Here is an 8,499-nt window from a genome sequence, read left to right as displayed (position 1 = left end):
GGGCGGTATTGTTACCGCCCAGAGGGCGGCGTTACGTAAGTTCTGTAAAAATAAAATTATCCTCATCCTAGCCACTGCTATAAGTAAAGCTCATCAATACCAGATTTTAAGCGCGATCGCCTCCACATAACTCCTGTTAAAATCAGCTTTAGGAAAAAAAGTTTGTTACAGGCATCAGGGAGTGCATCTAAGTGACAATCAAGACACCAGCCTGCCGCAGAGCAATCAACTTAGCCGCAGCAGGCTTTACAATCATTGAAATATTAATTATACTTTTTCTGCTGGGCATATTCAGCGCGATCGCCGCCCCTAGTTGGTTAGCATTCATCAATAACCAGAACCTTCGCACCTCCCAAGATAGAATTTTCTGGGCAATACGCATCGCCCAAAGCAACGCCAAACGCGATAAAATTTCCTGGCAAGCTAGCTTTAGAGAACAGGGTGGAATAGTACAATGGGCAGTCCATCCAGCTCACATTTTCCCCGATCAAATGGAAGAAGCAATCTCCGATCGACTTGCACAATTAAAATGGCATAGTTTCGCGCAAAAAATTAGAATAGATGTTGATAATACAACTTTAGATAAAGTTAATCCCACCAATAATCAGCGACCATCAGGTAACGTCTACAGAGCGTTATTTAACCACAAAGGCTGCCCGGTTCCCGATCCTGAAGATGATTGTACCGCAATAGCCCAAGGACAATTGGGGAGAGTAACGGTAAAGCACGAACAATTGGGTAAAAAAAATAACCGCTGTGTGATTGTTTCAACGATTATAGGTGGAATGCGAACCGCAGAAGACGCAACCAAAGCTCTTAGTAAGGGAGGATGTAATTAATACTAACTCTAAAATTGGTATCAATCGCTCCTCCCCTGAAAAAAGGGAACTTTGAGTAGTCCAATTTCCTGCTTTTCTTATAACTTACCTAGAGGGGTTAAAGAGAATGTAATAGCGATTTTAATCGCTGAATTAATAACAGGTAAATCGGACTCGATCTCATTCCTCAACAGCCCCCTGCATGACAGCAGCCGTCTTAGCGCGATCCAATTTCAACACCAAAACTCCCAAAGGTGGCAAACACAAATCCAGCGAAAAAGACTTATTGTGGAACCACCACTCATCCGTCCATTTTCCGCCCAAATTCCCCATATTGCTGCCCCCATATTCGCGAGCATCACTATTAAACAACTCCGTATAGAAACCAGCTACAGGCACTCCTACCCGGTAATGACTATGAGGTTGTGGTGTAAAATTGCAAACTGTTATTAAAAACTCTTCACCATCCTTAGAGCGGCGGATAAAAGCTACCACGCTGTGGCGATTGTCACTACAATCAATCCATTCAAAGCCTTCTTGATTGAAATCCTGCTCATAAAGAGCTGGTTCGCTGCGGTAAAGATGATTCAAATCCGCAAAGAACCGCTTGATTCCTTGGTGAGCAGGGAATTGCATCAAATTCCATTCTAAATCCCCCCAGACATTCCATTCCCGCCACTGGGCAAACTCCATCCCCATAAACATCGTTTTCTTCCCAGGGTGAGCGAACATATAAGCAAATAACGCCCGCACATTAGCCAACTTCTGCCAGTCATCTCCTGGCATCTTGCCGAGAATATTGCTCTTTCCGTGAACCACTTCGTCGTGCGATAAAGCCAACATAAAATTCTCGCTGTGGTTGTACCACATACTGAAAGTAATGTTGTTTTGGTGGAACTGGCGGAACCAGGGGTCCATGTGGAAATAGTCGAGCATATCGTGCATCCAGCCCATGTTCCACTTGAGGTTAAAGCCCAAACCTCCCACATAAGTAGGCCAAGATACCATCGGCCAAGAAGTAGATTCTTCTGCGATCGATAATACCCCTGGAAAATAGCTAAAAATTACATGATTAGTTTGCCGCAAAAACTCCGCTGCTTCAATATTTTCTCGGCCTCCGTACTGGTTTGTCACCCATTCCCCAGGTTCGCGGCAATAATCTAAATACAGCATTGAAGCTACTGCATCCACGCGAATGCCGTCAATGTGGTACTTGTCAAACCAGAACAGGGCATTAGCTACTAAGAAATTCCTTACTTCGTTGCGGTTGTAGTTAAAAACCAGTGTTCCCCACTCTTTGTGCTCGCCTTTGCGGGGATCGGCGTGTTCATACAAGTGTGTGCCATCAAAGAAAGGTAAACCGTGACCGTCTTTGGGGAAATGACCGGGAACCCAGTCTACAATTACGCCAATGCCGTGTTCGTGGCATTGGTCAACAAAATACATGAAGTCTTGAGGGCTACCGAAGCGGGAAGTAGGTGCGAAGTAACCAGTTACTTGATAACCCCAAGAACCGTCAAAGGGGTGTTCGGCGATCGGCAATAATTCTATATGGGTATAGCCCAAATCCTTAACATAGGGGATTAACTTGTGGGCTAATTCCCGATAAGTTAGAAAGCGTGCTCCGGGATTTAGTTCCGAAACTTGTACCACTGGTTCTGGTTTGCCGTTGGGTAACAAGGCTGGTTCGGCAGAGCTCGCGTGTAGCCAAGAACCTAGATGGCATTCGTAAACGGAAACTGGCTGAGTCAGTGCATCTGTGTGTCGGCGGTGTTCCATCCAGCCGCTATCGTTCCAAGTGTAAGCGTCTAAGTCAGTGACAATTGAGGCTGTTTTTGGTCGTACTTCTTGCTGGAAGCCATAGGGGTCTGACTTTTCGTAGGGATGCCCCTCTATGTTTTTGACTTCGTACTTGTAGTGTTCACCTGCGTCTAAACCGGGAATAAATATTTCCCAGATGCCTGTTTGCCCTTTCCGCATTTGGTGTTTGCGGCCGTCCCAACTGTTGAAGTCTCCCAATAATGAAACGTTGCGGGCATTGGGGGCCCAGACTGCGAAGTATACTCCTTTGACTCCATCTACTTCCATCAGGTGAGCACCCAATTTTTCGTAGATGCGGTGGTGGTTGCCTTCAGCAAATAGGTGGAGGTCGAATTCTGTCAGTTTGGGAGAATGGAAGGCGTAGGGGTCATAGATGAAGCGATCGCGATCGCCTTCTTTGACTCGGAACTGATAGTTAGCTAACTCTGCTGTTTCAATTGTACATTCAAAAAAGTGAGGGTGGTGTACTGCTTGCATCGGGTACTCTGCCCTTGCTTCCGGCAACACCACCGACACTGCATCCGCGTTTGGCAGGTAAGCTCGCACCGCCCAGGCTTTTTTGCCATTCTGCTCAATTAGATGTGGGCCGAGCACTTCAAAGGGGTCTTGGTGCTGATTCCAAACAATCCGGTCAATCTGTTCAAAGGGGATGCTCGTGGGCATAAAGTTACCTACCTGAATCACTGATCGCTTAACTAAATTGACTTAAAAAACCTGGAGGGGCGAGTTCACGTTACATTTATAGTTCCCTAAAATGTAGACACTGCCTAAATTTTAGGTTTGTACGCTTTTACGGTACTGGGCGAACTACAACACTCTAAAAGAGGATGAGGGTTCAACCCATTTCCGATTACTTTTGTTCCAATTTTGACACTCCCACCCCTAAAAGGGATGGGATTCTTAGGAGATTTCGCTCCTAATATCCCTATCGCTAGGGTTCCCACTCACACGCCGTTCGCCTATTGGCAGCGTATTATCTAGTAGGCGTTCACCCGATCGAATCAGGTTGGTTCCGACGAGTCGCGCCGTACCATTTAACTGCAAAACTTTAATTGCTTTGGTTTTGACGTTTCTTGCAGCTTGCAGAGAAAGCATCATGAATATGACCGTAGTTATTGCAAATATAGCGGTTTTCAGTTGTATGAGAATTGCTAATTGCTAATTACTAATTGCTAATTAAGAGCAATCTATCTCACTTGAAAATGGCTATGAATTTGTCACAATTGCTACTTTCTGCATCAATATGACTGCAATTACTGCAAGTTATCGAGGCAGAAAGAAGTCTATTAATAATTATAAAGTGAATGCAGTTCGATCGAAACTTTTATCCAAAATTATGCTATTTCTTAACTCGCATTGACAATGGTTTGCAATCCAGGGGGCAGAGGTTCCTGGCAGAGTTGGTGAATTTCGACAATACGAGCGAACAGCCAGGGATAGCCTTGGCTGTATTGGGGAATCAGAGCTAAGGGAGACAACAGGGCTGCCGCAGCAATATCGGCAACACTTAGACGATCTCCAACTAGATAGGGCCCTTTTTGCCAGCGCTCCCCTAAAAACTCGATAGCACTGGCAAGGCGGCCAGTAGCCAGTTCCACCGAGGCTTGATTGATGCGGTACTGTCGGCGCACTGCTTGGATGACAATTTGACTCAACAGAGACGGGTCAATGGCTTTGCCTGGGCCTGCACGAAACTGATAGTAAACGAATCGAGTTGCCGTGCCGATGCTTTCATCAAGCCAGTCTTCCAGCATCCAGGCCTCAGCTTGTAGCCGGGGATCGGGGAGCAACAGAGGAGGGGAGGGACAGTAAGACTCCAGAAATTTAAAAATTTGGGTGGAGTCTGCGATCGCGGCTGGTTGACCCTCTAACTGAGGGAGGAGCACTGGTACTGTCGTTAAACCTCCCGTCAGCGGTCGGATTTTCAACAAGTGCAACCCCGGAGTCAAATTGTCAACTTGGTAAGGTAGACCCTTGTAACCTAGAGCCAAGCGAGCTTTGCGACAGTAGTGAGATGTACTGAATTGCAGTAAAAGCATCAGACACAAACTAACATTTTCATTTCCACCACAACTGATGCCATTTAAACAAAAAATGTGAGGAGCGATCCGTTGAGCAGATTACAGGCTATGCCTTGAAGGAAGGTATGGCGCGATCGCTCTTACTAGGGAGACTTCTTAGGCGAAGCAGGCGCAGCACTAGGAGAAGCTGGTGCAGGGCTAGCAGCGGGAGATTCCGCTGGGCTAGGAGAAGATGCTGGAGATGAAGGACTTGGGCTAGTTCCGCTTTCGCCAGCACATGACCCTAAAACCGCAGCCAATCCAAGGGCCAAAGTCAAACGAATAAAGTTTTTGCTCATAATACACTCCTTAAGGTCGAAAACCGCTTCTAAAAATGTAGGCAAATTTTGCATTCCTACAAGAGACTCTACGGTTTAAGTCTTAAGCACCTATTCTTAGCCTTAGCGCTTCCTCAGTTTTGAGGTTGACTAAGAATACCCGGTTAGAGGCGTTGACACTCCCACCCCTAAAGGGGATGGGATTCTTAAGAGATTTCGCTCTTAATATCCTTATTGCTAAGGTTCTTGGGCGCAATCCTTTTGCCTTAAAAAGGTGGGCTGCTATCCTTGTCTTTCAACAAGCTCCTCAAGCGTTTAGGGATTTATTTAATCCCTGGTTTCGCGGAGTCCCCACGTACCTGTGTGGTAGGCATTAAATCCCAGACTTTCGTCTGTGTATCCATCCCACATCAATATAGTACTTTGAGCTTATTTTATTTGAATGCTGCCGCATCCGCAGCGCCTATCCCGACCCCTGAAGGGGCGATGCTCGCGGCGCGGTCAAATTCTGTCACAAGACTGAAACGCCCCATGAGTATTAGATTTTAGTGTAGAGAGTCAGCACTCTAAGTTTTTTCCGGTTTACCCGGAATCAGCGGTTAAAGCAGCGACTTTGTTCTCTATCGCACTCTAAGGTATCATAGTTTTTGCCGAGATCCGGTGGGAGCGTAAAAACTTTTTGCAGGATTTTCGCCAGTAAAATCTACGTATAGTAATTTATTTAACCACAGGCAAAAAACCCTTCAATCCGAAGGGGATAGCGGAGTTAACAACTGAATCTATAGAACGTTTGTAAACTAAATTCAAGATCAAACTGTGAATTTATTTCTGAGCTATGGTTGGTAAGACGGCTGAATGCCTCCACACATAATTAAAACTAAAGCTGCCGCACATAACATATTGGTGAAGTCTATGACTGTTGCTATGAGCTCCCCAGATTCTGCCCAACACCGCCCCTCTCGCCTAGCTGCCATTTCCTCAGCGGAAAGTAAAGTTACTCCGATTGGGCGAGCTCGGCGGACAAATGTATCTCCTCAAGCGGCTACCACTTCCGTTCCCACTATCGGCCGGGGTGCAGTTCCTACAAAGGTGGCCTCTGTCAAAATTCTGCCTAACCATCAGTTAAAACCGGTTTGGCTGCGATCGCTGTTGAGCCTACAGCGTACCTCATCAGCGATCGCATTTTTGCTGCTGAGTTGTACTCTTACAGTTTACGGTTGGACAGTTTACGGTCAACAGCGCTGGAGCGAAGAATACCAGAAGCTAGAAACATTGCGGCGTAGCGAACAGCAATTAAGCGCTGCTAGCGTTGTCTTAAAACATCAAATCGCTACGGCGGCGGAAAATCCCGAAACGGGTTTGGCTCCGCAACAGCCAGAGGACATGATCTTTCTGGAACCTGCGCTCGAGCGTCCCACTCCCGCAGCCAACCTAGATCCCCAGTCTACTCAGAAATCTGCTAGTGAGACACCTTTGGGATATTAACAGTTAACAGTTAACAGTTAACAGTTAACTAAACTCCTCAATGCTTATGACTTACGACTCCCGCTTTAAACGCCGTCGATCGCTAACTTCTGCACGTCCAAACAGATCGAATCAGCGACCTAGTTCTGTTTCCCGCCTCCCCAACAGCCAGCCTCAGAACCGCGTTCGCAAAATAGATCCTAAATATCGTCAGCAACCGCCTAGAGAAGGTTTACAAAAACGGGACAAGTACCGCCCTTACATTGTCTGGGGGATATTAATGCTGTCTGGGTTGGGACTGGCTGCAAATTTGTTTTACTTACAAGTTAGAGAAGCGCCAATTTTGCAAAAACGGGCGCAACAGCAGCAAATCTCGCGATCGCGCCCCTTTGTACCGAGACGACCAATTATTGATCGTAAAGGGGAGATTTTAGCGTTAGACCGCCCAGTTTATACGCTTTGGGCTCACCCGAAGCTATTCAAGCAGACGAAGGGAACGATCGCGGCTAATCTCGCGCCGCTGCTGGCGGGTATGGGGGGTGGACAGACGATTACTGAGGGCGTACTGCTACAAAAGTTTAATAGTGCTGAAAGCGGGATTAAAATTGCGGACGGACTAAGTGAGGAAATGGGCGATCGCGTCAGTAACTTGTTAATCGAGAAGCAACCAGTCGATGGCTTAGAACTGATTCAGCAACAACAGCGCTTTTACCCCCAGCAGGAACTCGCGGCTGGTGTTGTGGGCTATGTAGATAGCGATCGCAATGGTCAAGCCGGGGTAGAATACAGCCAGCAAAACTTGCTAGAGCGTACAATGCCCTCTATCCGTTATAAACGGGCGGTTAATGGTAACTGGGTTCCAGATCAACTCGCCGCAGGATTTGTCCAGTTCGATGATTTGCAATTGCAAGTGACTATAGATACCCGTTTGCAACGGGTAGCGCGATCGGCCCTCAAGCAACAAATGGAGAAATTTAAGGGGAAACGAGGGGCTGTGATTGTGATGGATGCGCGGGATGGGGAATTGCTGTCGCTGGTATCCGAACCTTCCTATGACCCCAATCAATATTTTAAATTCAATCTGGAACGGTTTAAAAATTGGGCGCTAACTGATGTTTATGAACCGGGTTCGACTTTTAAACCGATTAATATTGCGATCGCCCTAGAAGCTGATGCAGTTAAACCCGAAACTGTTTTTAACGATGAAGGTCAGATTTTCGTGGGTGGCTGGCCGATTTCCAATTACGATTACAGACAAGCAGGCCCGCGTGGCGCTGTCACTGTCACTGAGATTTTGCAACATTCCAGCAACGTTGGCATGGTACATATCATGCAGAAAGTCAAGGCTTCAGCTTATTACAATGCCCTCGAACGTTTAGGACTAGGACAAACCACAGATTCCGACTTACCTTTTGAAGTACCCAGTCAACTCAAAAGCCGAGAACAATTTATTAGTTCGCGAGTAGAAGCTGCAACTACCGCTTTTGGCCAGGGTTTTTCCCTAACTGCGCTGCAACTGGTACAACTGTGCGGCGCTTTAGCAAATGGCGGTAAAATCGTTACTCCTCACGTTGTGCGAGGACTTTTTAGCGGCGATGGGCAGCCTTTTTGGGAACTCCGCAGGCCAGCGCCGAGGCAAGTTTTCTCAGCAGAGAAGACAAAAGAAGTCTTAGAAATGATGGAAATGGTCGTAAAAGATGGGACGGGAAAAGCCGCACAAATTCCCGGCTATCGCATTGCTGGGAAAACGGGAACTGCTCAAAAAGCTAATCCTACTGGTGGTTATTCCGATTATGCTAGCATTGCTAGTTTTGTGGGAATTTTACCTGTTGAATCTCCCCGTTATGTGGTGTTAGCAGTGATTGATGAACCCCAGGGAGGAACGGGGGGTTTAGTGGCCGCACCTGTTGTCAAATCAGTGATGGAAGCTTTAATTGCTGTGGAGAAGATTCCACCTGCGGAGGTTGAAAAGGAAGAAGTGAAAGCAGCGGAATAGGTGTGGGGAGGAAATGGAAGAGATAAATGATATCATGTCTGGCAAATTACTTACGATCTGTC

7 protein-coding genes are annotated in these 8,499 nt (G+C 46.7%); 3 read left to right on the top strand and 4 right to left on the bottom strand.

The window, feature by feature from the left end; genetic code table 11:
* Positions 1 to 191: 191 nt before the first annotated feature.
* The gene (locus PN499_RS11455) at positions 192 to 839 is read left to right on the top strand and encodes a hypothetical protein (RefSeq protein ID WP_272031995.1); all 648 of its coding nucleotides are present in this window, start codon (positions 192 to 194) and stop codon (positions 837 to 839) included.
* 159 nt (positions 840 to 998) lie between these two features.
* Here the strand turns inward: PN499_RS11455 and glgB are convergent, their stop codons facing one another.
* The 4 genes from glgB to PN499_RS11435 form a co-directional block, all read right to left on the bottom strand.
* Positions 999 to 3,302, bottom strand: a complete 2,304-nt coding sequence (gene glgB / locus PN499_RS11450) for a 1,4-alpha-glucan branching enzyme (protein WP_272031994.1) — start codon at positions 3,300 to 3,302, stop codon at positions 999 to 1,001.
* Between the two features lie 237 nt (positions 3,303 to 3,539).
* Positions 3,540 to 3,737 (bottom strand): hypothetical protein, encoded by a 198-nt coding sequence (locus PN499_RS11445; RefSeq protein WP_007354205.1) that lies wholly within the window; start codon positions 3,735 to 3,737, stop codon positions 3,540 to 3,542.
* A 248-nt stretch (positions 3,738 to 3,985) separates the two neighbouring features.
* Positions 3,986 to 4,678, bottom strand: coding sequence for a glutathione S-transferase family protein (locus PN499_RS11440; protein WP_272031993.1), 693 nt, complete (start codon positions 4,676 to 4,678; stop codon positions 3,986 to 3,988).
* 125 nt (positions 4,679 to 4,803) lie between these two features.
* The gene (locus PN499_RS11435; protein ID WP_234708716.1) at positions 4,804 to 4,998 is read right to left on the bottom strand and encodes a hypothetical protein; all 195 of its coding nucleotides are present in this window, start codon (positions 4,996 to 4,998) and stop codon (positions 4,804 to 4,806) included.
* A gap of 891 nt (positions 4,999 to 5,889) precedes the next feature.
* Here PN499_RS11435 and PN499_RS11430 point away from each other — a divergent pair.
* On the top strand, positions 5,890 to 6,462 hold the full coding sequence (locus PN499_RS11430; RefSeq protein ID WP_272031992.1) for a hypothetical protein: 573 nt from the start codon (positions 5,890 to 5,892) through the stop codon (positions 6,460 to 6,462).
* A 46-nt stretch (positions 6,463 to 6,508) separates the two neighbouring features.
* The gene (locus tag PN499_RS11425) at positions 6,509 to 8,437 is read left to right on the top strand and encodes a peptidoglycan D,D-transpeptidase FtsI family protein (RefSeq protein WP_272031991.1); all 1,929 of its coding nucleotides are present in this window, start codon (positions 6,509 to 6,511) and stop codon (positions 8,435 to 8,437) included.
* Positions 8,438 to 8,499: the final 62 nt, after the last annotated feature.

The sequence above is a fragment of the Kamptonema animale CS-326 genome (genome assembly GCF_028330895.1).
Taxonomy (GTDB): domain Bacteria; phylum Cyanobacteriota; class Cyanobacteriia; order Cyanobacteriales; family Microcoleaceae; genus Kamptonema; species Kamptonema formosum.
This window is presented reverse-complemented; position numbering and strand designations above follow the sequence as displayed.